This window comes from Pseudomonas sp. GL_093, assembly GCF_057837605.1.
On the sequence record NZ_CM174448.1, the window covers coordinates 2395580 to 2422012 of the forward strand.

A 26433-nucleotide genomic window follows, 5' to 3' on the forward strand; every position below is an offset into this window, starting at 1 on the left:
TCAACGTATGACGTCGATTGCAAGTCGCGGCCTGACCCTGAGTTATCAGCGCCAGGTGATTATTGACGCGCTGGACATGCAACTGCCCAAGGGCAAGATCTCGGTGCTGATTGGCAGTAACGGTTGCGGTAAAAGTACCTTGCTCAAATCTTTTGCCCGACTGCTGAAACCACAGCAAGGTTCGGTGATTCTCAACGGCGTGGATATCCAGCAAAAATCCACGGCTGCGGTAGCGCGTGAGTTGGCCATCCTGCCTCAGACACCGACGGCACCGGAGGGCATCACCGTTCGCCAACTCGTGGCCTTGGGCCGATACCCTTATCAGAGCTGGATGCAGCAGTGGTCGGCCGAGGATGAAGCCATGGTCAATCGCGCGCTGACGCAGACCAGTTTGCAGGCGCTGGCGGATCGGCCGGTGGATGCCTTGTCCGGTGGGCAGCGTCAGCGTGCGTGGATCGCCATGACCCTGGCCCAGGACACCGGCATTGTGCTGCTGGACGAGCCGACGACCTTCCTCGATCTGGCTCACCAGATTGAAGTGCTGGACCTGCTGCGCGACCTCAACCGGCTCGAAAACAAAACCATCATCATGGTGCTTCACGACCTCAACCTGGCCTGTCGTTATGCGGATCATATGGTTGCGGTGCACGAGCGTACGGCATTTGCCCAGGGCCGGCCTGAGGACGTCTTGACTCAGGCGCTGGTCAAAACCGTGTTCGACCTCAACTGCAGGATTATTCCTGACCCGTTCTTTGGTACGCCGATGTGCATCCCGTTTGGTCGGGAATTGCCGCAATGAATCTGGCTCACCACTTCACTGCGCAAGAATGGAACGTGCTGGGCGGTGGGTTGCGGTTGAAGGACTGCGCCGAACGTGACTCATTACGCTCGCTGATGGCGCGTGACCTGTTGCAGGAAGAGGTGTGCGAGCGGTTGCTGGACGCATTGAGCCCGGTCATTGGCTCACCGTCGCGGGCGATCACCGCCTCGCTGCTGGGCAAGCGCTTGTCGTTCCTGGCCACCGGCGCCTGTTTGTACGCCATGTCGGTGTACGACAAAGGACTGCTGCTGTCCCTGGACAACACGGTGATCGAATACGGCCATGATGAAGGGCTTTGGACGTCTTCGATGCCGCTGGCTCATTCCCTGCCGCTGACGTACGGGGCAGGTGAGCGCGAGGCCTGGCGGGAGGCCGTGGTGCAGGCTCTGTTTGCCGGACTGTTGAAGCCGCTGTGGCAAACCTTCAACCGTGTGAGTGGCGTTTCACGGCGCATCTTGTGGGAGAACACCGCCGTGCGCGTGTATTCGTTGTATGAAAAACGCATGGCGAAAATCGATGACCCGTCGGTACGCGAGCGCTATGAAGCCGACTTCGTGTGGTTGCTGACTCAGGCAGAACCTGCGCTGTTCGGCCTCGATTACAACCCGTTGAGCCACTTCCGTCGTCCGCCGACACTGCTCGACGAGGGGCAGCGCAGCATTCGCTTTCGGCGAACCTGTTGCTTCTACTACCTGGCTACTGAGCCCGCTGAATATTGTTCGACCTGCCCACTGCTGCGTCCGGGGAAATGCCGATGAGTTATCAGATCAACCCTCGCCAGCAGCTCGTCACCCCGGAGTTGCTCAACGCCTACCGGTCGATCCCTTCGTCAACCCTCGGCCATTTTTCCGATCGGGGTTTCCTGCGGGGGATCAAGCCGCTGTTCAACAATATCCGCATGGTCGGCACTGTCGTCACCGTCAAAGTCTTCCCGCCGGATGGCAGCATTTTGCGTGAAGCGCTATTGCTGAGTGAGCCGGGCGACGTGCTGGTGATCGAATGTGTGGGCGACGAGGAGTGTGGTTGCTGGGGCGAACTGCGCACCCTGGCCGCACTGATCAAAGGGTTGGCCGGGGTGGTGGTGTCGGGTGCCGTCACGGATGTCAGCGCATTGCGTCGCCATGGGTTGCCGATCTTTTGCCGGGACGTCAGTGCGTACACGACTCGCGGCATTGGCGCCCATGGGGAAGTCAATCAGTCGATCAGTGTGGGCGAGGTTCAGGTGCAGCCGGGGAGCCTGGCCATTGGTGATGATGACGGTGTCTTCATCCTCGATGCCCTGCGTGCGGCCGAGCTGCTTCCCGAACTCTTGGCCAAAGAGGAAATGGACCAGCAGCGCCGGGCTGAATTCTTGCAGAGGCTCAATCAGCGAAGGGGCTGACTTCCTGAGCTGAAATGAAAAGGGGCAACTGTGCAGTTGCCCCTTTTTTGCGTCTATCGGTCAGAAGCCGAATTTGTCGCGCAATCCGTAATACCAGGCGCCCAACGCAGCGAACGGTGTACGCAGCAGTTGTCCACCGGGGAACGGGTAGTGGGGCAGGTCGGCAAATGCGTCGAAACGTTCAGCCTGGCCACGCAACGCTTCGGCCAACACCTTGCCCGCCAGGTGCGTATACGTCACGCCATGGCCGCTGCAACCCTGGGAATAGTAGATGTTGTCGCCCAGGCGTCCGACCTGAGGAAGACGCGACAAGGTCAGCAGGAAATTGCCGGTCCAGGCGTAATCGATCTTCACGTCCTTGAGCTGCGGGAAAGCCTTGAGCATCTTCGGCCGAATAATCGCCTCGATGTTCGCCGGATCCCGCGCGCCATACACCACGCCACCGCCGAAGACCAGGCGCTTGTCGCCGGTCAAACGGTAGTAGTCGAGCAGGTAGTTGCAGTCCTCGACGCAGTAATCCTGCGGCAACAGGCTCTTGGCCAATGCTTCGCCCAAGGGTTCAGTGGTGATTACCTGAGTCCCGCAGGGCATCGATTTGGCGGCCAGTTCCGGCACCAGATTACCGAGATACGCATTGCCCGCAACGATGATGAACTTGGCCCTGACCTTGCCCTGAGGCGTATGCACCACCGGATTCGCGCCGCGCTCGATGCGCACCGCTGGCGATTGCTCATAAATGGTGCCGCCCAGCGACTCGACAGCTGCCGCTTCGCCCAACACCAGGTTCAGCGGATGAATGTGCCCGCCGCTCATGTCGAGCATGCCGCCGATGTACTGATCGCAAGCGACCACTTCACGGATGCGACGCTGATCCATCAGTTCAAGCTGCGTGTGACCGAAGCGCTCCCATAGACGCTTCTGAGATTCCAGATGACCCATCTGCTTGGCGGTAATGGCGGCGAACACGCCACCGTCCTTCAAGTCGCACTGGATATTATATTTGGCAACCCGCTCACGAATGATCCGCCCACCTTCGAACGCCATCTGCCCCAGCAACTGAGCCTGCTTGGGACCGACACTGCGCTCGATCACATCGATGTCGCGGCTATAACTGTTGACGATCTGGCCACCGTTACGCCCCGACGCACCAAAACCTACCTTCGCCGCTTCAAGCACCGTGACCCGGAAACCGTTTTCCAGCAGAAACAGGGCAGAGGACAGACCGGTGTAACCGGCACCGATTACACAGACATCAGTCTCTACGTCATTCTGCAAGGCCGGGCGCGGCGGAACCGCATTGGCCGATGCGGCGTAATAGGATTCCGGGTAGGGGGTGTTCGCCATCCTGCAGCCTCTGTTTAATATATTTTACGAGTGCATCGATCCTACCCGAGATAAAAATCGACCGCCAGCCACCGCAAAATCTTCTTTGCAGCGGCAAAATTAAATATTTTGCATATTCATAGGGTTAGCTCGAAAAAAGGTGTTGACACCCCTCCGGAATTCCGTAGAATGCCGCCTCACAGCAGGCACGTAGCTCAGTTGGTTAGAGCACCACCTTGACATGGTGGGGGTCGTTGGTTCGAGTCCAATCGCGCCTACCAAACAAAATCCGCTCTGCTGGGCGGTCTAGAAGGGCTCACCGAAAGGTGGGCCTTTTTTTGTTGCCTGCGATTTGCAAAGCTTTTGCAAAACTCCCACCTCAGAACGCCAATTCGGAGCCCACCTCCAAGTACTCGATCTTCTTTTCGGCGTGCCCCTCCTGATAGTGCTTCGTCATCTTCTCGTCCGCATGCCCCATCAAAGCCTGGATGTATTCCTGTGGGAATTTCTGCTGCTCATACAGCCATGCCCCTAAAGCGCGGATCTCGTGAAAAGTGGGTCGCTCGCCGGCCGGCACATTGTCGTAGGCGTGCGCGGCATCCCTGGCTTTGCTGAACTCCTTGGTCAGATAGTCCGGGGTCTGTTTGACGTTTTCCAGGCTGATGACTCTGGGCTTCTTCTTGCCTGCCCACTTCAGGCCGATCCACGACAGGTTACGAATCTCGCGCTTGCGCGGTTGGCCACCGGCTGCCTGGCTGTGGTGCGTGTAGTCCGGCGACATGTGGAACCAGCCAACGGCCTTGCCGCCGCATTCGGTGTCCGGATCACCATCGAATACGTCCGTGGTGTAATGCACGGCGCCCGGGTGATTGACGGTGTGCATGCTGATCGCCTGAGGGCTGTGATTCTTGGCTACGTTCACAGCCCGACCCAAGCCCATTTCCAAGCCGGTACCGGCTCCGCCACCACCACAGAAGAAGTCGACAACGATCTCATCGTCCTGAGTGCTGAAGCCGAGTCTGTATTGAGTTTTGAAATCGAAGGGGTGTTTCTTCTGTTGTACGGACATAGAGGATCCTCGCCGGCTGGCGTGATTCGTTGAAGTGAGGTATTTGTGTTCAGCCCGGCATGGAGCCGGATCAAGGAGATCGAAATGGTGTTAGTGGATAGGCCGTACCCAGTTGTCTATGAGCATCGAGGCGTTAAAGCGAAGATTGATTTCGAATGGGATAGCGACAGTGATTCTGTGCCAACAGGACTTAGAATCGCTGTTGAGATCAAAGAAAGGCAGGTTGAAGCAATCCGTGAAAATGCCAAGTACAACAGCTTCAATGAGGCGTTAGCCCGCGGTAAAGCATTGGCGAGGCTAGACATCGATTTGACTCTTGGGCCTGATCTTTCGGCTTGAAAACAGTACTCAGCGCAATAGGTGAGGATGGGTCAGGCGGTGATGCGTTCGCCGATCACCTTGTTGGTGAAGATGACGGAATGCTCGGTGGTCAATTCGAATTGGCCGCCGCATGTATCGCAGTCCATGCTCTTGTCGCCGTAGTCCTCCGACTCAAGGTGCATGACAGTGGCGCAGTTCGGGTATTTGCATTCGTCCTGGCCGCGATAGTCCCATTTGTCGTAGTCGCTCTCGGCGACCTTTGCCAGCGCCTCGGCTTTGGCCTTCGCATCTTCTGCGTATTGGCAGGGCTTGCAGGTAAAGCCGTCCGGGTGACCCCATGGCATTTCCGTCAGTTTTCAACGGTGAGTGCTGCACAGGCGACAAACGTTGTGTTTATCGCAAACCGAGTAGCTGTATTTCTCACCGCTTTCGTTGCACTTTGCGCACCCTGACACCCAATGTCCCGTCCTGAATAAGGTTTACACCTTCATGTAAACCATTCGAGTGAGTGGGGAGCTTTGCAACTGGAATGGCTGACAACAAAAAGCCCGCGCATGGCGGGCTCTCTGTATGGGGTCAAATCCTTTTGTCTGCTCAATCTGCGCTGCGTTCTGTGAGTGTTTCGTGAAAAGCATGTCGATGGAACGAAAAAACCCGGCACTTGGCCGGGCTCTCTGTAGATGGGGCCAAATCCTTTTGGCTGGCTGCATTGTGCAGGGTGGTTGTGACGAAGGCGTGACAGGGCAGATACGAAAAGCCCGCGTCAAACTTCCCCCTCAGCTCGGCAGTGCTAGCCGGGGTCATCGGCCCTGGCATCTCCTCGCCTATGTCCACCATTTTTTGCGCTACGGCGTTCTGGACTTCGCTGTATCTGGCCAGTGAATCATTGAGCGGCTTCACGGTCATATCGCTGACCTTTGCATTCAGGACGTTCAAATGAAGCGTGCAGTAATAATGTTCATGGCCATTTCGGGCTCTCTCCTGCTGGGGGGCTGTGGGCCTCACTGGGACGACGGAGAAAGGTACGGTCGAGATCGTGATCGAGGTCATGATTACCGTCGTGGATACGACCGAGGTTATGACGACGATCGAGGGTATGACCGCCGATATGATCGTCGTGACAATGATCAGGGGGATGATCGCAATCACGGTCGTGATCGTGATCGTGATCGTGATGATAGAGACGACTGAAGGCGCTGGTCATCGGGCTGGTCAATGATCACCCGGTTTGCCGATTAGCTTCAGCGGCACGGGTTGCCAGTGATTCAGGCGTAAGATAGCGGTGCTACCTCATCAAAAGGAGCCGCATATGATCGCCGACCAAGTGAACAAGCAGGTATCTGAGGACAGAACTGTTTGGGATCAATACTTCTGTGCTGCGTTGATTGCGGAAAGCAATCTGACGGCACCGGTTGTCGGAGGGGCTACTCATGAAGACAGGCAGAACCTGTTGATTGAAAGGGCCAAAGCTCTCGCCGACAAGATGATGGAAAACAGAAAATAACCAGAGCCCAGCCATCGCGCTGGGCTCCTCACATCTGGATCTCGGCATTGATGCAGCGCTAATGAATCAGGCAATCAAGTCTACTTTGCCGCTAGCGAGGCGATAGACGCCACCCACTATCTTCAACGTGCCCTTGCTGAGCGCATCAGTCAGCAGTGGTGAGGCATTTTTAAGGCGGTTAACCGAGTCTTTGACATTCTGCGCTGTAGCGTTGTCGATAAGGCTTCCGGGTTGATTGAGCACTTTCTCGATAGAAGGTTTAAGTGCGTCAGTCAATTTTGGGATGTGGCCAGGGAAAACAGTGTGATCTTTTACTGCCTTTATACCTGCACTGATCGCGCCGCAGCTCTCATGCCCCAGTACGAGGATCAGTGGTGCGCCGAGCACCGCGACAGAGTATTCAAGGCTTGCCAAACCCTCATCGGTAACGAAATTGCCCGCGACCCGTATGGCGAAAAGATCGCCTCGTGCAGTGTCAAAAGCATACTCAGGGGCAATACGGGAGTCAGAGCAACCGAGTACCGACACGAACGGGTTCTGACCGGAGACCAGAGCTTCCCGCTCTGACTTGAAGTCGTGTGTCTTGGAGTTGCCGGAAACATACCGTTCATTTCCCTCCATAAGCCTTTGAAGTGCCATGTCAGGAGTGATGGAGTTTTGTGGTTTTGGCGGAGCAGCGGTTTTCTCGGCAGCCTGAACGAATGTGTCGGGCAGTGCACCGGCAAGTAGCAGAGCGCCTGCTCCTAGTCCGGCAAACTGAAGAAATCTACGACGATCACTCGCCTTTTGAATAGGGTTTGAATCACATGATTTACACATGATCTTGTGTACTCGGGTCGGTTGATGGGAATGACTTGCTGTTGGGGGCAAGTGCTTCCAGGGACCTTCGGCACTTGTGGTTGGAGTCTAGACGGGATGTAACGTTATGTTGCTCAGGGCTTGCTGCCTTAAATACCTTCCAGCGTTTTCAAAAACTCCCGGATGTGTCCGGCCGCCTCTTCAGGCGCAACCTGAAGCAGGCAGTGTGGTGCTTCGATTTCAATGATTCGTGTAGCACAGTTCATTGAAGAGAGCAGTGCAGACGCTGTCCCTGGAACCACCGAATCATGCGTAGCGCGAAGGTAAATAGTCGGTACGCTGACTTGGGCGAGCTTGGCGGATACGTCAACGGCAAGAACCGATCGTAGTCGTGAACGCATTACCGAAGGGCTCACTTGAGTGATGGCCTGACGTAGCGCTGCGCGCAAGGCGCTCGTGGAAAACCGGCCGAGCAATACTTTGCTGATCCATCCGACAGGTGCAAGGCTGAACGGCAGTGCGCCGAGCAAAAAACTCAAGTGACTGAATATGGGTCTTGGATTGCGTGCGAATGTGCTGCATAGCACGAGTCCCACTTGCCGGGGGAGTTGCCTGGCGCTCAGGGAAATAGCGATCGGTCCCGAGAAGGATTCACCCAGCAGTACGAATGGGCGGTCGGTCGGCAGCGACTCTCGGACCAGCGACTCCAGCGCTGTGTAGCTCAGCGGGATATTGGGGGGATAGGTGATGATTAGCGTATCGAGTTCGCGCTCCATGGTGGATGCAAAGGCTGCGAACAATTCACCTGTCCCGTCCATTCCAGGTAGTAGAACCAGTGTGGGAGTTGATCGATTCATGTGTTCCGTCATTGCCTGCGAATCGTTGGCGTCGACCAGCGTTATGACCAGTGATATCGCCGGCCTGATGGAAGGTCCGCAGCGCAAGACGGCACTGTAACGAGGGGATTGCCCCTCGTTACAAATATTGCATGAAGAGCATGAATCACTACTGGCGTGGTTTCATCTCAACAACGCCGGACTTGCGTGGTAGGTCCAACCCACTAAAACCAATCTTACCTGGCGTTCAACTTCTTCAGTTCTTCATAAGTCGCCGACTGTACAAACCAGAAGCCGGAGATGATGCACCACGTCAGGGTGCCGATAATGAAAACGCCTGCCCCGGACCAGAAGCCCTGAACGAAGATCATGACCACTGCGGCGATCCAGATAACGGCCAGTGCGACGTACAGAACTACGTTGTTTACGCCAATTACGAACTCTTTCACGTCTATTCCCTTTTGAATGTTTATCCTCTGGCTCCTTACGCAAGGGCCAGTGGGCGGCATGATAGGGAGATAGCTGGCTGTTCGCCAGTCATGTCGCCCTGAGCAGGCAGGCTTCGAAAAAATCGCCGTCAGCCTGTGGGTGCCTGGCAGGCAAATTTCCAGGTTTTGGACTACTACTGACAAGCCCATTTCCTTCTCCCTGTCAGGAGCATCCCTATGCTGTTTCACTGGTTTCTTGCGGCGATCCACCTCTTGGCTGTTGCCTTGGGCCTCTGGGCGGTGCTCACCCGAGGGACGGCGTTAAGCCGCCTGATCGCCGGTACGGCGCAGGTTCGCAGCGTGCTGATTGCCGATAACGTATGGGGCATCTGTGCGGGTATTTTGCTGATCACAGGTTTGATGCGGGCCTTCGGTGGGTACGAAAAAGGCACCGACTATTACCTTCATCAGCCGTTGTTCCATCTGAAGATGACGCTGTTCGTGATCATTCTGCTGCTTGAAGTGGCACCCATGATCACCTTGATCAAGTGGCGGATCGCCTTGGGCAGGGGCGCTTCGATTGACCAGGGTCGAGCCAGGCTGTTTGCACGCATCAGCCATATCGAAGCGCTGTTGTTGATGTTGATGGTGATTGCAGCCACCGGCATGGCGCGCGGTGTGACCTTCGGCTAATAACGGCGTGATTCGTCAGGGTTAAAGCGAATAATCTGACAGCCACGGCGTGGCCGAAGCCGGTAGCATCGGCTTCACGTAATGGGGGGAGGAGGCGAGTGCTCAGCAAAATGCCGAGCATGAATCTTTAGCCAGCCATTGCGCTGTCACGAACGGGCTGGCTACTGACTGCAGCAGGATTCAGGGAGTCTGCGGTTTGTCTGGAGCGGTGAGGCCAGCCTGAATGCGCTGATAGATTTCTTCGCGATGAACCGCAACGTCTTTCGGGGCATTGATGCCAATTCTGACTTGCTGGCCGCTAACGCCCAGAATGGTGATCGTAATGTCATCACCAATATTTATGCTTTCACCGACTTTGCGGGTGAGTATCAGCATGGTCTTCTCCTTGATTGCTTTGTAGGGCACCTGATTCGGACAGTGCAGAGGTCGGTGGTATGTATAGATTAGTGCGAAGTCTCGCGGTTTGGGTGCCTCTTTCTGACGCGCAGATGCTGCATTAATTCCCAAGGCGTAACTATACAGAGGCCGCAACCATCATTCTCGTTGTTTTGAGCCCATTTTGCGGCACTCGGGAAGTATTCATGGATGCTAAAATCGCCGCTTTAAGCATTCTGAGGGAAGCGTTGTGCGCAAAATGGTCTTGGTAATCGCGGTACTGGCGCTGGCGGGATGCGATGAGGGCAAGAGTGTTGAGGCGCAAAAGCCGCAATCGGCAGCTGCGGCTGCACCTTCGGTGGCATCCGCACCACAATGGGATCTCGAAGTTCGAGGCGAAACACCTCAGGCGGTCAGCGATTTGAGCGGCTGGCTGATTGAGCACAGTTTCGTTTCCAATATCGTCAAGGAAAATGGAAAAACCCGGATTTTGCTCGGGCCATTCAGTTCGAAAGCCGAGGCCGAGGCCAAACAGACAGAAGTGCGCGCGTCTCTCACCCGGGCGAAGAAACAGAACATCGAATTGCTGGTCGTCGAACATTCAGTGACCCAGTAGTAGTCCTTTTCCAGGCTGCTTTCGACGGAACGCCTTAAAGGGGATCCACATTGACTCGTTTCTAGACGTAGTCACTGTCGATTCCCTGTAGGAGTTCCCCCCCCCATGGCCTCCGCCACCCCTTACAAAATATTCGACGCAGTCCTGCGGCGCAAAAAGACGCTGAGTCCGCATTTGATGCGCGTCACTCTGGCCGGTCCGATGGTTACCGAAATGACGACCTGGGCCCCCGACCAGCGCGTGAAGCTGTTCTTTCCGGCTGTGGACGGTTCGCCTGCCAGGCTCGCTCATGGCGATGGATGGTACGCACGTTACCGCTCGATGCCGGTTGCCCAGCGCCCGGCAATGCGCACTTACACCATCCGGCATTTGCGTGCCGAGCAGGGCGAAGTGGATATCGACTTCGTGTTGCACGGCGAAACCGGCCCTGCATCCCGTTGGGCAATTCATGCGGTGGCGGGTGAACCGATCCAGATCGTCGCACCTGATCGCCAGTTTTCGGCACAAGACGCGGGCGGTTTCGAATGGAAGCCGCCTCAACAGCTCAAGCATCTGTTACTGGTCGCCGACGCCACGGCTTTACCCGCGGCGCTTGGCATTCTGGATGAGCTGGCAGTGCTTGCCGTGCCACCGATAACCCAGGTGTTTTTTGAAGTAGACAGCGTGGACGATGCGTTGCCGGTTCCTGACTGGCCCGGGCTTTCGGTGGAATGGCTGATTCGAGATCACGCCACCGCGACTGGCGCGGGTTCGCTGATGGTCGACGCGGTCTGTCGGGCCATTCTGCCGTCATCCGCTTCGAAAGCATTCGAAACGGTGGAACTGGCAGAAGTCGATGTCGACGAAGACATGCTCTGGGAAACGTCCGACTCTGCCCGTGATGGCTTCTACGGCTGGATCGCCGGGGAGACGGTTGCCGTGATGAGTCTGCGTAAGTACTTGATCAAGGAATGCGGCCTTGCCAAGGAATCACTCAACCTGATGGGCTACTGGCGCTACAACAAAGTGGACGGTTAGAAACGACAAAGGCCTCGGGTATCAAACCCGAGGCCTTTGTGTTTTCAGCGAGCGCTTAGCCGCAGGTTTTCATGTCGACCGGGCCGACAAACTCGTTGCCGCGGCCCATGACGCACGCCACGCTTTGGTTGCGCTGGCGTTCCCAGGCCTCTACCGGATAGGTTTTGTTCCAGGCTTCGTAGAGCTGTCGATCCTGTTTCGACAGGCGCAAACCGTACTGCTTGCTCATGTAGAAATACGTTCGGGCGATCATGCCGCGTATGGACGGGCGGGGCATGACCTTCTTCGCCTTGAAATCGACCTGGGTCAGGCACGAGCCATATTGGCCCGACTGCACCGGCAACCAGCCGAAGCTGAAGTTGCTGCGATCGCCATTCACTTCGCCAATGCTCGGCACCAGGTTGTGCAGGTCGGCTTCGGCCTTCTGGTAGGTCGGATCGTAACGCGTGCAGTTCTTGCGCCCACCTTCTTGCCAGCACTGACGCTGATGGCCGATCTGCCAGGCCGGAACAATGTGCTCCCACTCGATGCGGGAAGCGCGCTTGGCGTTTTTACGCGGTACATAACCGCAGGCTGCGAGGTTGACCTTGTTGCCGGTGTATTTGCACCCGCAATAGAACTCTGTGGATTGCGGTGCGTAGAGCTTCCAGGCAACTTTCTTGGCTTCGTTGAAAGTGCGTGGGGCGGCAGCCTGGGCGCCGACGGTTATGAACAAAAACAGCAAAGCAAACCAGCGGACACTCATTGACTCAATCTTCCTTCGGCACAACCCAAAAAATCTGCACGCCGCCATCGTCGCGATAGGCGAGGGTGACGTTGTCGTTCTCGTCGATTTCTTCGAGCAATTGTTCCCACTCATCCACGGGTTCGTCCGGTAGACGGAAGATCAAGGCTGCTTTGGCTTTTTGGGCGGTAGGGGAATTGATGATTTTTTGAACGCGCATACCCATGCGTGTATAGGAGTCAGGAGAGGCAGAGGTGGTGGCCACGGAATTATCCTTATTAAGCTGTACGTGCATACAGTATTTAACTGTAAGCATTTTCGCAACTGCTTAAAATTCAAGAAAATCCTCTGACAGCAATTTTTTCCGTTTGGTGTAGGACGAATGGAAGATTTTTATCGAAATATCGGAAGGGAGTGTGAGCCACTCGCCTGGGTAGGCGAGTGGTGAAAGCAGTGCCCGACCGGAACCGGTCAGGCGAGGGCGAATCAGTATTCCCAGAACATCCGTTGCAGCTCTTTGCTGTCGTTGGTCTTGGTCAGTGCGACCATGGCCAGGATGCGGGCCTTTTGCGGGTTCAAGTCATGCGCCACAACCCAGTCGTACTTGTCGTCTGGCTGTTCGGCGTTACGCAGTACGAAACCGCCGGCGTTGACGTGGGACGAGCGAATGATTTGCACGCCGTCCTTGCGCAGGGCTTGCAGCGACGGGACTACACGGGCCGAGACAGAGCCATTGCCGGTACCGGCGTGAATGATGGCTTTGGCGCCAGACTGAGCCAACGCTTTGTAAGCGGTATCGCTGACATTGCCATAGGAATAGGCGATTTCGACGTCAGGCAGGCTCTTGATGGTTTTGATGTCGAATTCCGAGTCCATGGTGTGACGCTTGGCCGGCAGACGGAACCAGTAAGATTTACCTTCGACCACCATACCGAGTGGACCCCAGGCACTTTTAAACGCCTCGGTCTTGATGTTGATCATTTTGCTGACATCGCGACCCGACTGGATTTCGTCGTTCATGGTCACCAGTACGCCTTTGCCGCGTGCCTCTTTGCTGCTGGCCACGGCCACTGCGTTGTACAGGTTCAGCATGCCATCGGCCGACATCGCGGTGCCTGGGCGCATGGAGCCGACAACGATGATTGGCTTGTCGGTTTTTTCCACCAGGTTCAGGAAGTAGGCAGTTTCTTCCAGGGTGTCGGTGCCGTGGGTGATAACGATGCCGTCGACGTCTTTGCTGTCGGCCAGTTCAGCCACGCGACGACCCAGTTGCAGCAGGTTGTCGTTGGTGATGCTTTCGGACGCGATCTGCATGACCTGTTCGCCACGAACGTTTGCCAGCTGGCTGAGTTCCGGAACCCCGGCGATCAATTGTTCGATGCCGACTTTTGCCGCTTGATAGGTAGCGCTGTTAGCGGCGCTGGCGCCTGCGCCGGCAATGGTGCCGCCGGTGGCCAGGATCACCACGTTCGCCAGTTTCTGTTGGGTTTCGACTTCTTTTGCCTGAAGGGCAGTAGGCAGGAGCAGCAAGAGGGCTAAAGCGCCCGGAACAAAGGTCTTGAAAGCAGATGTCATTATTTTTCTCTCTAGTAGTGAGACGGTGCTGATGCAGGTTCATCTAGATGCGCCCCAAGCGGATCTGAACGCTTGGGGTGAATGAGATGAGCAGGATCTGTACCAGTCGTACTTTGAATCAGAAAAATTTTTAACTTGATGATTCGTATCAGTATTTATTTTATTGGCCAGAATGGTTACACAGTCTGTTGTCCGGGTTTCCGAACGCGTTGAGCGTTTGTGTTCGGCTCTCCGAAAAGTACTACGACCTCTGTAGAAAAAATCGCCTTGCGAGATTGCGAATCAGTGCTAAAGAAACCCGCGCTTCGGTCGATGTTCCTTTAAAGGATCTTTCTACTCAGGAGTTCACATGTCGTTATCCATTGGTATTCCATACGCCGCAGGCGTCACCATCGGCGGCAAGTCCGCCGCTACGATTCAAGCGTTGAGCGATCAGACGGCCGATGCCGCGGATCAAGCGTTGGGTACGAAGGAAAGCGACAGCAAGCAAGTCAGAACCGGCGCTGTCGGCTTGGAAAAAAGTGCGCAGGCGTCGACTGAAACGGATGGCGCCGACAACGCTTCGGTGGCGGAAAAGATTTTGCTCAAGCGCCTGAAAGAACTGCAAGAGCAACTGCGTCAGCAACAGCAACAATTGGCAGCGGCCCAATCGGCGTCTTACCCGACGCCTGAAGCCAAGACCACCGTAGTGATGGCGATTCAGGGGCAAATGGCCGATACCACTGCTGCAATAATGGAAACGGCCAACAGCCTTTACAAGGAAATGGCCAAGCGATCGGGTGACGGATCGGTGGTTAACACGACGGCCTGACGTAAATACCCGGTGTTTGCCGGTTACCCCGCAAAACGTCTTTCCCGGCCGTTGACAAATCACGGCAGGGTTCGCATAGTTCGGTCTCCGCAAACGTTTGCGCGGTGCTCCCGGTGGTTTCCATCAGCGAGCGCAATGAAGCCTACGCCAGCGCAAGCGTTGCTCACAATAATCATAAGATCGGAGTGAACCCATGAAGCTGCCATTCGCTGGACGTCTTCTCGCTGTCGCTATGCTGGCTGCCGCATCCGTCGCGTTGCCCGTCTCTTCGGCCTTCGCCGAGACTGAAAAACCCAAAGTCGCGCTGGTCATGAAATCCTTGGCCAATGAATTCTTCCTGACCATGGAAGACGGCGCCAAGGCCTATCAGAAAGACCACTCCGGCGATTTCGAGCTGATCTCCAACGGCATCAAAGATGAAACCGACACGGCTGGCCAGACGCGCATCGTCGAGCAAATGATTCTGGCCAAGGTCAATGCGCTGGTCATCGCGCCGGCCGACTCCAAGGCCATGGTTCCCGTAATCAAGAAAGCCATCGATGCCGGTATCACCGTGATCAACATCGACAACCAGCTGGACCCGGCTGTGGTCAAAAGCAAAAACATCACCGTACCGTTCGTAGGCCCGGATAACCGCAAAGGCGCGCGTCTGGTGGGCGAGTACCTGGCCAAGCAACTGAAGGCCGGAGACGAAGTCGGCATCATCGAAGGCGTTTCAACCACCACCAACGCACAGCAAAGAACCGCAGGCTTCAAGGATGCAATGGAAGCGGCGCAGATCAAGGTTGTCTCTTTGCAGTCCGGTGACTGGGAAATCGACAAAGGCAACAAGGTTGCTGCCTCGATCCTCAGCGAATACCCGCAAGTCAAAGCCCTGTTGGCCGGCAACGACAGCATGGCCGTCGGCGCAGTATCCGCGGTGCGTGCAGCGGGCAAGGCCGGCAAGGTGCAAGTAGTCGGTTACGACAACATCAACGCCATCAAGCCAATGCTCAAGGATGGCCGAGTTCTGGCCACCGCTGACCAGTTTGCAGCCAGGCAAGCGGTGTTTGGCATCGAGACTGCGCTGAAGATCATCAAGGGTGAGAAAGTCGACAGTGGCGCCAATGGCGTGATCGAAACTCCGGTAGAGCTGGTCACCAAGTAGTCCTTCTGGCGACACAATGGTGCTCGCCCGTCGGGGCGAGCGCATGGAGAGTTTTTATGTCAGTTTCCGCCCCGAACGCTGTCCTCTCGGTCAGCGGTATCGGTAAGACCTACGCCCAACCGGTCCTGACCGGCATCGACCTGACGCTGATGCGCGGTGAAGTGCTGGCGCTGACCGGCGAAAACGGCGCGGGAAAAAGCACGCTGTCGAAGATCATCGGCGGGCTGGTCACGCCGACCACAGGCCGCATGCAATTCCAGGGGCAGGATTACCGCCCCGCAAGCCGCACCCAGGCCGAAGACCTCGGCATCCGCATGGTGATGCAAGAACTCAATCTGTTGCCGACCCTGTCGGTGGCGGAAAACCTGTTTCTCGATAACCTGCCCAGCAAGGGCGGCTGGATCAGTCGCAGGCAATTGCGCAAGGCTGCGATCGAAGCCATGGCCCAGGTTGGCCTCGACGCGATTGACCCGGACACGCTGGTGGGCGAATTGGGCATCGGCCACCAGCAAATGGTGGAGATCGCCCGCAACCTGATCGGCGATTGCCACGTGCTGATCCTCGACGAACCGACCGCAATGTTGACGAACCGTGAAGTCGAGATGCTGTTCGAGCAGATCACTCGACTGCAAGCTCGCGGCGTGTCGATCATCTATATCTCGCACCGTCTCGAAGAGCTGGCGCGGGTCGCCCAGCGTATTGCGGTACTGCGCGATGGCAACCTGGTTTGCGTCGAGCCGATGGCCAATTACAACAGCGAGCAACTGGTGACGCTGATGGTCGGTCGTGAACTCGGCGAACATATCGACATGGGCCCGCGCAAGATCGGCGCTCCAGCCTTGACGGTCAAAGGGCTGACCCGTTCCGACAAGGTTCGCGATGTGTCCTTCGAGGTGCGTGCCGGAGAGATCTACGGAATTTCCGGCTTGATCGGGGCAGGGCGCACCGAGTTGCTGCGCTTGATCTTCGGTGCTGATACAGCGGACAGCGGCACGGTCGCGCTCGGTTCGCCAGCACAGGTTGTCAGTATCCGGTCACCGGCTGACGCGGTCGGTCATGGCATCGCCCTGATCACCGAAGACCGCAAGGGCGAAGGCCTGCTGCTGACTCAATCGATCAGCGCGAATATTGCCTTGGGCAATATGCCGGTAATTTCCAGCGGCGGCTTCGTCAACAACGGTGACGAGATGGCCCTGGCCCAGCGTCAGATCGACGCCATGCGCATCCGCAGCTCCAGCCCGACGCAACTTGTGTCGGAACTGTCCGGCGGCAACCAGCAGAAAGTCGTGATCGGCCGGTGGCTTGAGCGCGATTGCTCGGTGATGTTGTTCGACGAGCCAACGCGTGGTATCGACGTCGGCGCCAAGTTTGACATCTATGCCTTGCTCGGTGAGCTGACCCGTCAAGGCAAAGCGCTCGTGGTGGTGTCCAGCGATTTGCGTGAACTGATGTTGATCTGCGACCGCATCGGCGTGCTCTCGGCAGGACGTCTGATCGACACCTTTGAGCGTGACAGCTGGACCCAGGATGATTTGCTTGCCGCCGCGTTCGCCGGCTACCAAAAACGTGATGCGTTGCTCAATGAAGCAGCGCCTAGGGATCTCGCATGAATACTGCAGTGACTGTCGGCAAACGTAGTGGCAACTTCTACGGCCTCGGTACCTATCTGGGGCTGGCCGGTGCCTTGCTGGCAATGGTCGCGCTGTTCTCGGTTCTGAGCAGCCATTTCCTGTCCTATGACACCTTCAGCACCTTGGCCAACCAGATTCCGGACTTGATGGTGCTGGCGGTCGGCATGACGTTCGTGTTGATCATCGGCGGCATCGACCTGTCGGTAGGCTCGGTGCTCGCGCTCGCGGCGTCAACGGTCAGCGTGGCCATTCTCGGTTGGGGCTGGAGCGTGTTGCCTGCGGCGCTGCTCGGAATGGCGGCGGCAGCACTGGCCGGCACCATCACCGGTTCGATCACGGTGGCCTGGCGGATTCCGTCGTTCATCGTGTCCCTCGGCGTGCTGGAAATGGCCCGCGGCGTGGCCTATCAAATGACTGGGTCGCGCACGGCCTACATCGGCGACGCCTTCGCCTGGTTGTCCAACCCGATCGCCTTCGGCATCTCGCCATCGTTCATCATTGCCTTGTTGATCATCTTCATTGCCCAGGCCGTGCTGACGCGTACCGTGTTCGGTCGTTACCTGATCGGCATCGGCACCAACGAAGAGGCGGTGCGTCTGGCGGGGATCAATCCGAAGCCCTACAAGATCCTGGTATTCAGTCTGATGGGGCTGTTGGCCGGTATCGCTGCGCTGTTTCAGATTTCTCGCCTGGAAGCGGCGGATCCGAATGCCGGCTCCGGGTTGGAGTTGCAAGTGATCGCCGCGGTCGTGATCGGCGGCACCAGTTTGATGGGTGGCCGCGGTTCAGTCATCAGTACGTTCTTCGGGGTTCTGATCATTTCCGTATTGGCGGCCGGTCTCGCGCAGATCGGTGCGACTGAACCCACCAAACGCATCATCACCGGCGCAGTGATCGTGGTGGCGGTGGTGCTTGATACTTATCGCAGTCAGCGCGCAAGCCGGCGGACCTGAGTCATGGCAACAATCAAGGATGTGGCAGCGCTCGCGGGAATTTCCTACACCACGGTTTCCCACGTCGTGAACAAGACCCGGCCGGTGAGCGAAGAGGTGCGGGTCAAGGTCGAGGCGGCGATCAAAACCCTCGACTACGTGCCCAGTGCCGTGGCCCGGTCTCTCAAAGCCAAAACCACAGCGACCATTGGGTTGCTGGTGCCTAACAGCCTCAACCCGTACTTCGCCGAACTGGCGCGCGGCATCGAGGATTACTGCGAGCGTAATGGCTACTGCGTGATTCTCTGTAACTCCGATGACAACCCGGACAAGCAACGCAGTTACCTGCGCGTACTGCTGGAAAAGCGCATCGACGGGCTGATCGTTGCTTCCGCTGGCGGTGACGAGGGGCTGGCGGAGGGCCTGGCAGGTGTGCGTACGCCGATGGTGATCGTCGACCGTGGACTGGAAGGTGTGAATGCCGACCTGGTGCGAATCGATCACGAATACGGCGCTTATCTGGCGACCCGCCACCTTCTGGAATTGGGGCACCGGGACATCGCCACTATTGGCGGCCCGGCGAGTACCAGCGTGGCGCAGATGCGTCTGGCCGGTTATTGCCGTGCCCTGAAAGAGGCGGGTGTCGAAGTATCCAGCGAGCGCATGCTGGAAAGCGACTTCACCAGCACCGGTGGTTACAACGCCGCCGCGATCCTGTTGGAAAAGAACCCGCCGAGCGCGATCTTCGCCGGTAACGACATGATTGGCATCGGTGTGCTGCGAGCGGCGGCCGAGCGCAACATTCGTGTACCGACAGAACTGTCGGTGATCGGCTTCGACGATATTCAGATGAGCCGCTATGTGTACCCGGCGCTGACCACCGTGGGGCAGTCGATCCTGCAACTCGGCGAGATGGCGGCCGAAGTGCTTTTAAGAAGAATCGCTACACCGGATATGGCCACCGATCAACGGATCGTGACGCCCAGTATTGTCCTGCGGGAGTCGACTGCGCCGCTGGCCGGCGTGTTCGCCCAGTTCCGTTGAAAATAGAAACCCGCTGAATCGAAAGCACCGCTGAAACAGAATTGATGAGTAGTGACGTATGCCAGCAAAAGTAGTGGTTATAGGCAGCCTGAACATGGACCTGGTCACCCGGGCGCCACGGTTGCCCCGTGGCGGTGAAACGCTGATCGGCGAGTCGTTTGCCACGGTTTCCGGTGGCAAGGGCGCGAATCAGGCAGTCGCCGCGGCGAGGCTGGGGGCGCAGGTATCGATGGTCGGTTGCGTGGGCAGTGATGCCTACGGCGAAGAACTGCGCGGGGCGCTGTTGGCCGAGCAGATCGATTGCCAGGCGGTCAGCACCGTCGACGACTCCAGCGGCGTAGCGTTGATCGTGGTCGATGACAACAGCCAGAACGCAATCGTGATCGTTGCCGGTGCCAATGGTGCGCTGACGCCAGCGGTGATCGACCGCTTCGATGCAGTATTACAGGCCGCAGACGTGATCATCTGTCAGCTGGAAGTGCCGGATGCCACTGTCGGTCATGCGCTCAAGCGTGGTCGTGAATTGGGTAAGACCGTGATCCTCAACCCGGCGCCGGCCAGCCGCCCACTGCCGGCGGACTGGTACGCGTCCATCGATTATCTGATTCCCAACGAAAGCGAGGCCTCGGCGCTGAGTGGTTTGCCAGTGGATTCTCTGGCCTCCGCCGAAACCGCTGCGACCCGGTTGATCGCCATGGGTGCCGGCAAGGTCATCATCACCCTTGGTGCTCAAGGTTCGCTGTTCGCGAACGGCAAAGGCTTCGAGCATTTCCCTGCGACGAAGGTGAAGGCTGTCGATACCACGGCGGCTGGCGACACCTTCGTCGGTGGTTTCGCCGCCGCACTGGCGGCCGGCAAAAGCGAAGCTGACGCGATCCGTTTCGGCCAAGTCGCCGCGGCGCTGTCGGTGACCCGCGCTGGCGCGCAACCCTCGATTCCCACCTTGTCCGACGTACAGGCCTTTAAAGCACCATGAAAAAAACACCTTTGCTCAACGTCGCGCTGTCGCGGCTGATCGCTTCCCTGGGTCATGGCGACATCGTGGTGATCGGCGATGCAGGTTTGCCGGTGCCGCCTGGCGTTGAACTGATCGACCTGGCCCTGACCCACGGAATCCCGGATTTCGTCAGCACGTTGAAGGTTGTGCTCAGCGAAATGCAGGTCGAGAGCCATGTATTGGCCCAGGAGATCCTGGACAAAAAGCCTTCGGCGTTGGCGACGCTCGATGAGCTGAATACCGAAGGTGCGCTGGGTCATCGTGAGCTGCTCAGTCATGACCAATTCAAAGTCCTCAGCCGACAGGCACGGGCGATTGTTCGTACGGGTGAATGTCAGCCGTACTGCAACATCGTGCTGGTGGCGGGGGTTACGTTCTAACTCGCTGTTGTCTTTCTGCTGTCCCCTGCACAAGGAGTGCGCTATGCACCGCTATGCTCAGAAACTGCACCATCTGCTCCGGAGTCTGCTGCTTTTGTCCCTGATTACTGCAACAAGCGCCCAGGCGGCGGAAAAGATCGACTTGATCATCGACACCGATCCGGGTGCCGACGACGTGGTTGCCTTGCTGTTTGCCCTGGCATCGCCGCAAGAGCTGAACATTCGTGCGCTGACCACCGTCGCCGGCAATGTGCGTCTGGACAAGACGTCGCGTAATGCGCGGCTGGCCCGCGAGTGGGCAGGGCGCGAAGAGGTGCCGGTCTACGCGGGCGCTCCGAAGCCGCTGATGCGCACGCCGATCTATGCCGAGGACATCCATGGCAAGGAAGGCCTGTCGGGCGTCACCGTACACGAGCCGAAAAAAGGCCTGGCCCAGGGCAATGCGGTCAATTACCTGGTTGATACGTTGAAAGCCGCCAAGCCCCACAGCATCACCATCGCCATGCTCGGTCCACAGACCAACCTGGCCTTGGCGCTGATCCAGGAACCTGAGATCGTTCAGGGCATCAAGGAGGTGGTGATCATGGGCGGGGCGCACTTCAACGGTGGCAACATTACCCCGGTGGCGGAGTTCAACCTGTTCGCCGACCCGCAGGCTGCGGAAGTGGTATTGAAAAGCGGTGTGAAGCTGACCTACCTGCCGCTGGACGTGACCCACAAGATCCTCACCAGCGAAGCGCGCCTGAAGCAAATCGCAGCGATCAACAACAATGCCAGCAAGCTGGTGGGCGATATTCTCAATGAATACGTCAAAGGCGACATGGAGCACTACGGTATTCCGGGTGGCCCGGTGCATGACGCGACGGTCATCGCCTACCTGCTCAAGCCTGAGTTGTTCACCGGTCGTTCAGTCAACGTAGTCGTTGATAGCCGCGAAGGCCCGACGTTCGGCCAAACTATCGTCGACTGGTATGACGGCCTGAAAGCGCCGAAGAACGCTTTCTGGGTAGAAAGCGGCGACGCCCAGGGCTTCTTTGACCTGCTGACCGAGCGTCTGGCTCGTCTGAAGTAAGCCATAGACCCGCAGGTGCCGCCCTGCGGGTTTCACTCCCTTTCGTTATATTCAGCGCCCTTGTAGTCGGCCGGGTATTTCTCGAATACTTGCGCGATGAAGGATTGCGCCGCTTCAGTCCCCAGCTCCTTGACCAATAGATCGATACCAATGATTGCCAACTCTTCCGGGCTGCCCGGGCTGTAAGAGCTGTGGCCCTGTGGCCACTTGGCTTTGATGTCGGCGTCGATACTTACGGTGGTCATGATGGCGCTCGTGAAGTCGGGAAAGTCTGAGTGTCGAGTTAACCATTTTGCGCGGCTTTTGGCACTCCGACTTAGGCATGAGGGGAGGGCTATGCGACACTTGGTCTTTGACGAATTTTCAAGGACTGTGCTGTGCAGATCGATTTGAACACTCCTGACGGCTTGACCCTTGAGGCGGTGCGTCAGTTGCTGGCCTCGGCCAGCGACGATGAGCACACTCAATTGCGAGTCACCAAGGGCGGCATCGCCTACATTTCGTCAGGCATTGTGGGCGGCACTGATATCAGCGGACTGTTGTTTCGTCTGGAGACGTGGGCCAAGGGTTCCGGTTATGTCGGAATGGTCGCGGCCAGTGACGAGGTCTGGGTCATGCAGATTTTCAATGCGCTGAAAGAGAACTGGCCGAATCCGCCGTTCGACTACATTGACGTCTATTGAACGCTGTTCATATTCAGTCACGATTGAGTGGTAAACGGCAGGGCGATGCTCAGGCAAACTCGCCGCGTGTCCGAATAGAGGGCAGGGTGCTAGTGCTCCTTGTGAAACCAAACGCCAGATTGGCGGTCGCACGATCTCAGCTTAACTATTGAAAAAAGGAGGCTTCATGCCTTGGAAGCTCGCGTCATTGGGTACTTTGTTGGCCGTTGCCATGCTGGCCGGTTGCAGCACTACCTCCACCGAGTCGACAACAGATCCTGTCACGACGACTGACACGGGTCACAGCCGTTGTGAGGCAAAGGCTGCGGAATTCACCATTGGCAAAAAGGCTTCGCCTGAACTGCTGGAGCAGGCGCGTACTCGCGCAGGCGCGCAGAATGCACGGTTCCTCTTGCCCACCGACATGGTGACCCTGGAGTACCGCTCTGATCGCCTGAACCTGAATACCGATGCCAATCGGGTCGTCACCCGCGTCAACTGCGGCTGATCGCTTCAGGTTTTTGTTTCGCCCATAAAAAACCCCGTCACGTGGACGGGGTTTTTTTAGTGCGGCTGAAAATTACTCAGCGCGGACTTGTGCAGCTTGCATACCCTTTTGGCCTTTCTCAGCCACGAAGGAAACGGTCTGGCCTTCTTTCAGGCTTTTGAAACCGTCGCTTTCGATAGCTTTGAAGTGTACGAACAGGTCGTCACCGCCACCTTGAGGAGTGATGAAGCCGAAGCCTTTTTCATCGTTGAACCATTTAACGGTGCCGGTTTGGCGATTAGACATGGTGTATCTCCAAGAAACATATATTTTCAGTAGTGCTGTGCTGCTCAGGCCAACTGGGCACACCGGGGTATCATAGTCGAAATGTTCGCTTTGGGAGCCCCCCGGACGTGCTGTTTGCCCTGCAGTCGCGTTCTGTTTGCTGCTTTGTTTGGCTGCAAGCCCCGTTTTAAAAGGCTTTCAGCCAAAAGTAAAGACAATAAAAAAACCTGTAAAACCTGAATAAATTGTACGAAAAAGCGGTTTTCAGAGGCTTTTTACTGTCATTGCAGGCGCAAAAAGCGCTCTGTCGGGCTTATTTTTTGGCCTTGTCAGCGGCTTTGCACGCGCCAATTTGCGTCAGTGCCTTTTGCTTCAGGGCGTCACTGGCGGTGTTGTCCATCAGGGACTGGATGTCTTTGGCCGGGTACGATTTGATGGCGTCGGCGCCGCAAGCGCAGTGAGCCTTTGCTGCTGCAGCACCGATCTGCGGAGTGGCCGCTTCTGTGCACTGAGCCATGTATTTCTCGCGTTCGCCCTTCGGCCAATCGGCATGGGCGGCCAGTGGCAGCAGCAAAACGATGGGGGCGACTACTGCGAATAAACGTTTCAGATGCATGCTGGGATGCTCCTTGTGGGTCAATGTCTTGTTATCTGAGGGGTAAAGCAGGGTTCTAGTTCAGCACTCTGGCATAAAATTGCTCGATTTGCCCCAAGACAAAGCCTCGGTGCATCGACGACCGTTCATCTGTGCTAGCATGCCTGACTCGGGCGTTTGCAGGCTCCGGATGACCTTCAGTCCCGGTAGCGGCAAATGTGCGAATAACCCTGATTTGAATCCCAGTCACTCTGGTTCGGTTTTCCGGTTGGCCGCAAGGCTCCTGCCGCTGTAAGGCAGGCGTTCGTCATTGAATGGCCTGGATCGGATCTTGTACTGGCTCATCCCAACCCACGTGACCTTTGGTAGGGGTCACCACTAGGAGAGGAGGCGCCATGCCAACTATTACTCTTCCCGACGGCAGTCAACGTTCATTCGATCACCCGGTATCCGTAGCCGAGGTCGCCGCATCCATTGGTGCAGGTCTGGCCAAAGCCACCGTGGCCGGCAAGGTCGATGGCAAGCTGGTCGACGCCAGCGACATCATCGGCAGCGACGCTACGCTGCAAATCATTACGCCAAAGGATGAAGAGGGGCTGGAGATCATTCGCCACTCTTGCGCCCACCTGGTTGGCCATGCGGTCAAGCAGCTGTACCCGACGGCCAAGATGGTCATCGGTCCGGTCATCGACGAAGGCTTCTATTACGATATCGCCTTTGAGCGTCCCTTCACTCCGGACGACCTGGCCGCCATCGAACAGCGCATGCAGCAGCTGATCGAAAAAGATTACGACGTGATCAAGAAAGTCACTCCGCGCGCCGAAGTGATCGAAGTGTTCAAGGCCCGCGGCGAAGACTACAAACTGCGCCTGGTCGAAGACATGCCGAACGAGCAGGCCATGGGCCTGTACTATCACGAAGAATACGTCGACATGTGCCGCGGTCCGCACGTGCCGAACACGCGCTTCCTGAAATCCTTCAAACTGACCAAGTTGTCCGGCGCCTACTGGCGTGGCGATGCCAAGAACGAGCAATTGCAGCGCGTTTACGGCACGGCGTGGGCAGACAAGAAGCAGCTTGCGGCTTACATCCAGCGCATCGAAGAAGCTGAGAAACGCGATCACCGCAAGATCGGCAAGCGTCTGGGCCTGTTCCACACCCAGGAAGAGTCGCCGGGCATGGTGTTCTGGCACCCGAACGGCTGGACTCTGTACCAGGTGCTCGAGCAATACATGCGCAAGGTTCAGCGCGACAACGGTTACCTGGAGATCAAAACTCCGCAAGTCGTTGACCGCAGCCTGTGGGAGAAATCCGGGCACTGGGCCAACTACGCCGACAACATGTTCACCACTCAGTCGGAAAACCGCGACTACGCCATCAAGCCGATGAACTGCCCTTGCCACGTGCAAGTGTTCAATCAGGGCCTGAAAAGCTACCGTGAGTTGCCGATGCGTCTGGCCGAATTCGGTGCTTGCCACCGTAATGAGCCATCGGGTGCGCTGCACGGCATCATGCGTGTGCGTGCGTTCACTCAGGACGACGCCCACATCTTCTGCACTGAAGAGCAGATGCAGGCCGAATCCGCTGCGTTCATCAAGCTGACCATGGACGTTTATGCCGACTTCGGCTTCAAAGACGTCGAGATGAAGCTGTCCACTCGTCCGGAAAAACGCGTCGGTTCCGACGAACTATGGGATCGCGCCGAAGCGGCTCTGGCTGCAGCCCTTGATAGTGCTGGCCTGCCGTACGATCTGCAGCCGGGCGAGGGTGCGTTCTACGGTCCGAAGATCGAGTTCTCGCTGAAAGATTGCCTTGGTCGCGTCTGGCAGTGTGGTACCCTTCAGCTCGATTTTAACCTGCCTGTCCGTCTGGGAGCCGAATACGTCTCTGAAGACAACAGTCGCAAGCACCCGGTTATGTTGCACCGGGCGATCCTTGGCTCCTTCGAACGTTTCGTTGGAATCCTGATCGAGCACTACGAGGGTGCATTCCCCGCGTGGCTGGCTCCGACCCAGGCAGTGATCATGAATATCACTGATAAACAGGCTGATTTCGCCGCTGAGGTTGAAAAAACTCTCAACGAAAGCGGATTTCGTGCCAAGTCTGACTTGAGAAATGAAAAGATCGGCTTTAAAATCCGCGAGCATACTTTGCTCAAGGTTCCTTATCTCTTGGTTATCGGAGATCGGGAAGTCGAGATGCAGACTGTCGCTGTGCGTACTCGTGAAGGTGCTGACCTGGGCTCGATGCCCGTCGCCCAGTTCGCCGAGTTCCTCGCTCAAGCGGTTTCCCGGCGTGGTCGCCCAGATTCGGAGTAATTACTATTAAGCGTGAAATGAGACAAGATAAACGAGCTGCACCGAAGGCCCCGATCAACGAGAATATCTCGGCACGCGAGGTTCGGTTAATTGGGGCTGAAGGTGAACAGCTTGGGATTGTGTCAATTGAAGACGCGCTTCTTAAGGCTGAAGAGGCCAAACTGGATCTGGTGGAGATTTCCGCCGATGCAGTACCCCCTGTTTGCAAACTGATGGACTACGGCAAATCGATCTTCGAAAAGAAGAAGCAGATTGCCGCGGCCAAGAAAAACCAGAAGCAGATTCAGGTTAAAGAAATCAAGTTTCGTCCAGGGACGGAGGAAGGGGATTACCAGGTAAAACTGCGCAACCTGGTACGTTTCCTGAGTGATGGGGACAGGGCCAAGGTATCCTTGCGATTCCGCGGCCGTGAGATGGCCCACCAGGAGCTGGGGATGGAACTCCTCAAGCGAGTTGAAGGTGACTTGCTCGAGTACGGTTCGGTCGAACAGCATCCTAAGATGGAAGGACGCCAACTGATCATGGTCATCGCCCCGAAAAAGAAGAAGTAATCAATAGGGCACGGCAGGCCTTCTGATTATGTTTATCAACT

General features: G+C 57.0%; 35 protein-coding genes, 1 tRNA gene and 1 pseudogene. 22 read left to right on the forward strand and 15 right to left on the reverse strand.

The features are described 5' to 3' along the window. The first annotated feature begins 7 nt into the window (after positions 1–7). Genes AC3IUE_RS10885 through AC3IUE_RS10895 form a run of 3 tightly spaced genes read left to right on the forward strand, consistent with a single transcriptional unit; the run spans position 8 to position 2201 of the window. Entirely contained in the window at positions 8–799 is a 792-nt protein-coding gene (locus tag AC3IUE_RS10885; RefSeq protein WP_046054203.1) for an ABC transporter ATP-binding protein, read from the forward strand. Next, positions 796–1578, forward strand: a complete 783-nt coding sequence (locus AC3IUE_RS10890; protein WP_489267286.1) for an IucA/IucC family C-terminal-domain containing protein — start codon at positions 796–798, stop codon at positions 1576–1578. Before AC3IUE_RS10885 ends, AC3IUE_RS10890 begins: the two co-directional genes overlap by 4 nt. Continuing rightward, the gene (locus tag AC3IUE_RS10895; RefSeq protein WP_489267288.1) at positions 1569–2201 is read left to right on the forward strand and encodes an RraA family protein; all 633 of its coding nucleotides are present in this window, start codon (positions 1569–1571) and stop codon (positions 2199–2201) included. The genes AC3IUE_RS10890 and AC3IUE_RS10895 overlap by 10 nt, the downstream gene beginning before the upstream one ends. 60 nt (positions 2202–2261) lie before the next feature. Here AC3IUE_RS10895 and AC3IUE_RS10900 read toward each other — a convergent pair whose 3' ends face one another. After that, entirely contained in the window at positions 2262–3545 is a 1284-nt protein-coding gene (locus tag AC3IUE_RS10900; protein ID WP_489267290.1) for an NAD(P)/FAD-dependent oxidoreductase, read from the reverse strand. Between the two features lie 183 nt (positions 3546–3728). Here AC3IUE_RS10900 and AC3IUE_RS10905 point away from each other — a divergent pair. Then, positions 3729–3805, forward strand: a tRNA-Val gene (locus AC3IUE_RS10905). 98 nt (positions 3806–3903) lie between these two features. On the opposite strand, the gene AC3IUE_RS10910 is transcribed toward AC3IUE_RS10905, so the two are convergent. Next, positions 3904–4188, reverse strand: a complete 285-nt coding sequence (locus AC3IUE_RS10910; protein WP_489268796.1) for a tyrosine-type recombinase/integrase — start codon at positions 4186–4188, stop codon at positions 3904–3906. Then, a pseudogene (locus tag AC3IUE_RS10915) lies at positions 4165–4593 on the reverse strand (DNA cytosine methyltransferase); the annotation flags it as partial. The gene AC3IUE_RS10910 and the pseudogene AC3IUE_RS10915, both read right to left, overlap by 24 nt. Positions 4594–4677: 84 nt before the next feature. On the opposite strand from AC3IUE_RS10915, the gene AC3IUE_RS10920 reads away from it, so the two are divergent. Then, positions 4678–4932 carry a hypothetical protein gene (locus tag AC3IUE_RS10920; RefSeq protein ID WP_056744446.1) on the forward strand — a complete coding sequence of 85 codons (255 nt, stop codon included), beginning with the start codon at positions 4678–4680 and terminating at the stop codon, positions 4930–4932. Positions 4933–4964: 32 nt separating this feature from the next. On the opposite strand, the gene AC3IUE_RS10925 is transcribed toward AC3IUE_RS10920, so the two are convergent. Then, a complete protein-coding gene (locus tag AC3IUE_RS10925; RefSeq protein ID WP_489267293.1) occupies positions 4965–5258 on the reverse strand; it encodes a hypothetical protein in 294 nt (97 codons plus the stop codon). Between the two features lie 250 nt (positions 5259–5508). Next, positions 5509–5964 carry a hypothetical protein gene (locus AC3IUE_RS10930; protein ID WP_489269013.1) on the reverse strand — a complete coding sequence of 152 codons (456 nt, stop codon included), beginning with the start codon at positions 5962–5964 and terminating at the stop codon, positions 5509–5511. Between AC3IUE_RS10930 and AC3IUE_RS10935 the strand changes: the two genes are divergently transcribed. Both AC3IUE_RS10935 and AC3IUE_RS10940 read left to right on the forward strand, forming a co-directional pair. Further along, positions 5851–6105: a hypothetical protein gene (locus AC3IUE_RS10935; protein ID WP_489267295.1), complete on the forward strand. Its 255-nt coding sequence runs from the start codon at positions 5851–5853 to the stop codon at positions 6103–6105. The genes AC3IUE_RS10930 and AC3IUE_RS10935 overlap by 114 nt on opposite strands. Before the next feature lie 118 nt (positions 6106–6223). After that, a complete protein-coding gene (locus tag AC3IUE_RS10940) occupies positions 6224–6418 on the forward strand; it encodes a hypothetical protein (protein WP_056744453.1) in 195 nt (64 codons plus the stop codon). 66 nt (positions 6419–6484) lie between these two features. On the opposite strand, the gene AC3IUE_RS10945 is transcribed toward AC3IUE_RS10940, so the two are convergent. The 3 genes from AC3IUE_RS10945 to AC3IUE_RS10955 form a co-directional block, all read right to left on the reverse strand. Beyond that, positions 6485–7237, reverse strand: coding sequence for a carbonic anhydrase (locus tag AC3IUE_RS10945; protein ID WP_489267297.1), 753 nt, complete (start codon positions 7235–7237; stop codon positions 6485–6487). A gap of 128 nt (positions 7238–7365) precedes the next feature. Continuing rightward, complete coding sequence (locus AC3IUE_RS10950; RefSeq protein WP_489267299.1) at positions 7366–8073, reverse strand: alpha/beta fold hydrolase; 708 nt, start codon at positions 8071–8073, stop codon at positions 7366–7368. Positions 8074–8288: 215 nt separating this feature from the next. After that, positions 8289–8501 carry a hypothetical protein gene (locus tag AC3IUE_RS10955; protein ID WP_056744692.1) on the reverse strand — a complete coding sequence of 71 codons (213 nt, stop codon included), beginning with the start codon at positions 8499–8501 and terminating at the stop codon, positions 8289–8291. A gap of 216 nt (positions 8502–8717) precedes the next feature. On the opposite strand from AC3IUE_RS10955, the gene AC3IUE_RS10960 reads away from it, so the two are divergent. After that, the gene (locus AC3IUE_RS10960) at positions 8718–9173 is read left to right on the forward strand and encodes a DUF2214 family protein (protein ID WP_489267302.1); all 456 of its coding nucleotides are present in this window, start codon (positions 8718–8720) and stop codon (positions 9171–9173) included. Between the two features lie 180 nt (positions 9174–9353). Here the strand turns inward: AC3IUE_RS10960 and csrA are convergent, their stop codons facing one another. Continuing rightward, positions 9354–9548, reverse strand: coding sequence for a carbon storage regulator CsrA (csrA, locus tag AC3IUE_RS10965; RefSeq protein ID WP_007938114.1), 195 nt, complete (start codon positions 9546–9548; stop codon positions 9354–9356). A 250-nt stretch (positions 9549–9798) separates the two neighbouring features. Here csrA and AC3IUE_RS10970 point away from each other — a divergent pair, with 250 nt between their 5' ends. Together AC3IUE_RS10970 and AC3IUE_RS10975 are read left to right on the forward strand one after the other, a co-directional pair. Beyond that, on the forward strand, positions 9799–10164 hold the full coding sequence (locus AC3IUE_RS10970; RefSeq protein ID WP_489267305.1) for an SPOR domain-containing protein: 366 nt from the start codon (positions 9799–9801) through the stop codon (positions 10162–10164). Between the two features lie 105 nt (positions 10165–10269). Next, positions 10270–11181, forward strand: a complete 912-nt coding sequence (locus AC3IUE_RS10975) for a siderophore-interacting protein (RefSeq protein WP_489267307.1) — start codon at positions 10270–10272, stop codon at positions 11179–11181. A 55-nt stretch (positions 11182–11236) separates the two neighbouring features. On the opposite strand, the gene AC3IUE_RS10980 is transcribed toward AC3IUE_RS10975, so the two are convergent. The 3 genes from AC3IUE_RS10980 to AC3IUE_RS10990 form a co-directional block, all read right to left on the reverse strand. Continuing rightward, entirely contained in the window at positions 11237–11926 is a 690-nt protein-coding gene (locus AC3IUE_RS10980) for an endonuclease (RefSeq protein WP_489267309.1), read from the reverse strand. Between the two features lie 4 nt (positions 11927–11930). Next, a complete protein-coding gene (locus AC3IUE_RS10985) occupies positions 11931–12221 on the reverse strand; it encodes a DUF1654 domain-containing protein (protein ID WP_489267311.1) in 291 nt (96 codons plus the stop codon). 170 nt (positions 12222–12391) lie between these two features. Next, entirely contained in the window at positions 12392–13480 is a 1089-nt protein-coding gene (locus tag AC3IUE_RS10990; RefSeq protein WP_056744467.1) for an asparaginase, read from the reverse strand. A gap of 349 nt (positions 13481–13829) precedes the next feature. Here AC3IUE_RS10990 and AC3IUE_RS10995 point away from each other — a divergent pair, with 349 nt between their 5' ends. From AC3IUE_RS10995 to AC3IUE_RS11030, 8 genes are all read left to right on the forward strand, one after another. Beyond that, a complete protein-coding gene (locus tag AC3IUE_RS10995; protein WP_056744469.1) occupies positions 13830–14291 on the forward strand; it encodes a hypothetical protein in 462 nt (153 codons plus the stop codon). A 193-nt stretch (positions 14292–14484) separates the two neighbouring features. Next, positions 14485–15438 (forward strand): sugar ABC transporter substrate-binding protein, encoded by a 954-nt coding sequence (locus tag AC3IUE_RS11000; protein ID WP_033061812.1) that lies wholly within the window; start codon positions 14485–14487, stop codon positions 15436–15438. A 56-nt stretch (positions 15439–15494) separates the two neighbouring features. Then, positions 15495–17048 carry a sugar ABC transporter ATP-binding protein gene (locus tag AC3IUE_RS11005; protein WP_489267315.1) on the forward strand — a complete coding sequence of 518 codons (1554 nt, stop codon included), beginning with the start codon at positions 15495–15497 and terminating at the stop codon, positions 17046–17048. Continuing rightward, positions 17045–18022, forward strand: a complete 978-nt coding sequence (locus tag AC3IUE_RS11010) for an ABC transporter permease (RefSeq protein WP_056744476.1) — start codon at positions 17045–17047, stop codon at positions 18020–18022. Before AC3IUE_RS11005 ends, AC3IUE_RS11010 begins: the two co-directional genes overlap by 4 nt. A 3-nt stretch (positions 18023–18025) precedes the next feature. Further along, positions 18026–19045: a LacI family DNA-binding transcriptional regulator gene (locus tag AC3IUE_RS11015; protein ID WP_056744478.1), complete on the forward strand. Its 1020-nt coding sequence runs from the start codon at positions 18026–18028 to the stop codon at positions 19043–19045. Positions 19046–19103: 58 nt separating this feature from the next. Next, positions 19104–20021 (forward strand): ribokinase, encoded by a 918-nt coding sequence (rbsK, locus tag AC3IUE_RS11020; protein WP_489267318.1) that lies wholly within the window; start codon positions 19104–19106, stop codon positions 20019–20021. Then, entirely contained in the window at positions 20018–20422 is a 405-nt protein-coding gene (rbsD, locus tag AC3IUE_RS11025) for a D-ribose pyranase (protein WP_489267320.1), read from the forward strand. Before rbsK ends, rbsD begins: the two co-directional genes overlap by 4 nt. A gap of 43 nt (positions 20423–20465) precedes the next feature. Next, the gene (locus tag AC3IUE_RS11030; RefSeq protein ID WP_056744485.1) at positions 20466–21494 is read left to right on the forward strand and encodes a nucleoside hydrolase; all 1029 of its coding nucleotides are present in this window, start codon (positions 20466–20468) and stop codon (positions 21492–21494) included. A 32-nt stretch (positions 21495–21526) separates the two neighbouring features. On the opposite strand, the gene AC3IUE_RS11035 is transcribed toward AC3IUE_RS11030, so the two are convergent. Then, the gene (locus AC3IUE_RS11035) at positions 21527–21739 is read right to left on the reverse strand and encodes a hypothetical protein (RefSeq protein WP_033061806.1); all 213 of its coding nucleotides are present in this window, start codon (positions 21737–21739) and stop codon (positions 21527–21529) included. Positions 21740–21871: 132 nt separating this feature from the next. On the opposite strand from AC3IUE_RS11035, the gene AC3IUE_RS11040 reads away from it, so the two are divergent. Then, on the forward strand, positions 21872–22177 hold the full coding sequence (locus AC3IUE_RS11040; RefSeq protein ID WP_056744487.1) for a hypothetical protein: 306 nt from the start codon (positions 21872–21874) through the stop codon (positions 22175–22177). A gap of 166 nt (positions 22178–22343) precedes the next feature. Then, positions 22344–22664 carry an I78 family peptidase inhibitor gene (locus AC3IUE_RS11045; RefSeq protein ID WP_033061805.1) on the forward strand — a complete coding sequence of 107 codons (321 nt, stop codon included), beginning with the start codon at positions 22344–22346 and terminating at the stop codon, positions 22662–22664. 72 nt (positions 22665–22736) lie between these two features. On the opposite strand, the gene AC3IUE_RS11050 is transcribed toward AC3IUE_RS11045, so the two are convergent. Both AC3IUE_RS11050 and AC3IUE_RS11055 read right to left on the reverse strand, forming a co-directional pair. After that, positions 22737–22949: a cold-shock protein gene (locus AC3IUE_RS11050; protein WP_007905882.1), complete on the reverse strand. Its 213-nt coding sequence runs from the start codon at positions 22947–22949 to the stop codon at positions 22737–22739. Positions 22950–23241: 292 nt separating this feature from the next. Continuing rightward, the gene (locus AC3IUE_RS11055) at positions 23242–23544 is read right to left on the reverse strand and encodes a hypothetical protein (protein WP_056744489.1); all 303 of its coding nucleotides are present in this window, start codon (positions 23542–23544) and stop codon (positions 23242–23244) included. 374 nt (positions 23545–23918) lie between these two features. On the opposite strand from AC3IUE_RS11055, the gene thrS reads away from it, so the two are divergent. Both thrS and infC read left to right on the forward strand, forming a co-directional pair. Then, entirely contained in the window at positions 23919–25841 is a 1923-nt protein-coding gene (gene thrS / locus AC3IUE_RS11060; RefSeq protein ID WP_008145656.1) for a threonine--tRNA ligase, read from the forward strand. Continuing rightward, positions 25841–26392 (forward strand): translation initiation factor IF-3, encoded by a 552-nt coding sequence (infC, locus tag AC3IUE_RS11065; protein WP_169857083.1) that lies wholly within the window; start codon positions 25841–25843, stop codon positions 26390–26392. The genes thrS and infC overlap by 1 nt, the downstream gene beginning before the upstream one ends. The last annotated feature ends 41 nt before the right edge of the window (positions 26393–26433 follow it).